This window comes from Streptosporangium vulgare (assembly GCF_042428775.1).
Lineage (GTDB): Bacteria > Actinomycetota > Actinomycetes > Streptosporangiales > Streptosporangiaceae > Streptosporangium > Streptosporangium vulgare.
Genome location: NZ_JBHMBS010000132.1, coordinates 1 through 789, shown reverse-complemented (window position 1 = coordinate 789; position 789 = coordinate 1). Strand labels below are relative to the sequence as shown.

Annotated in this window: 2 protein-coding genes; one reads left to right on the top strand and one right to left on the bottom strand. The window is 50.6% G+C overall.

Translation table 11 applies throughout. The features are described from left to right. Positions 1 to 6: 6 nt before the first annotated feature. Entirely contained in the window at positions 7 to 120 is a 114-nt protein-coding gene (locus ACFFRH_RS44840; protein WP_512701142.1) for a hypothetical protein, read from the top strand. Between the two features lie 262 nt (positions 121 to 382). On the opposite strand, the gene ACFFRH_RS44320 is transcribed toward ACFFRH_RS44840, so the two are convergent. Next, positions 383 to 789: IS4 family transposase (locus ACFFRH_RS44320; RefSeq protein ID WP_032253503.1), on the bottom strand; the 407-nt coding region annotated here is incomplete at its 5' end.

Below are 789 nucleotides of genomic sequence, written 5' to 3'. Positions count from 1 at the left end.
AAACAGCTGCTGCAAGAGCTGCAAGAAAGCTTCGGTGGCCCAACCGGCGAGCACAACAGCCCGCGCTCAAAGAGCTTCTTTGATGGTGTGAAGAAGTTTTTTGACGACCTGACCCGCTAACCTCCCCAAAAGCCTGCCCGTGGGCAGGCCTGGGTAAAAATAGGGTGCGTTGAAGATATGCGAGCACCTGTAAAGTGGCGGGGATCACTCCCATAAGCGCTAACTTAAGGGTTGAACCATCTGAAGAATGCGACGCCTCGGTGCCTCGTTAAGACGATGCCTCGCGTTCTTCAATTGCGTTTTGTAGGCTGTCAGGGATACTGTCCCACGAATGGCCACCTGTAAGCTCCAGATGACCATTTTTGTTATTCTCCACAACGAGTTAGTTCTTCTTTTCGGATCCGGCACTTCTGGGGGGGAAATCCAGCGATGGCTGGATTATGTCGTCAATTAAAAATGCGGCGAGTAGATTAGCAAATATCCACGCTTTCGCGAGTTCAGGTTCCTTTGCACGCAAAGCATCCAGGTGCAGCAAACTTTTGAGCCGCTTAAAAGCCAGTTCAATTTGCCATCGCAGACGGTAACAATCAGCCACTTGCTCTGCTGAATATTCATCTTCCGGTAATGATGTTAGCAATAGCACATGGCCCGCTGCTTCCAGCGTTTCCGCCTGAACTACTCGTCCTTTTCGACGATTCTCGCTGAGCAGTCGGGTTTTACTGATTAATGCTTTTTCGGGAGGAAGTGATACGGCAATGAGACGTGCCGGAAAGGGAGCTCCGGCTTTTT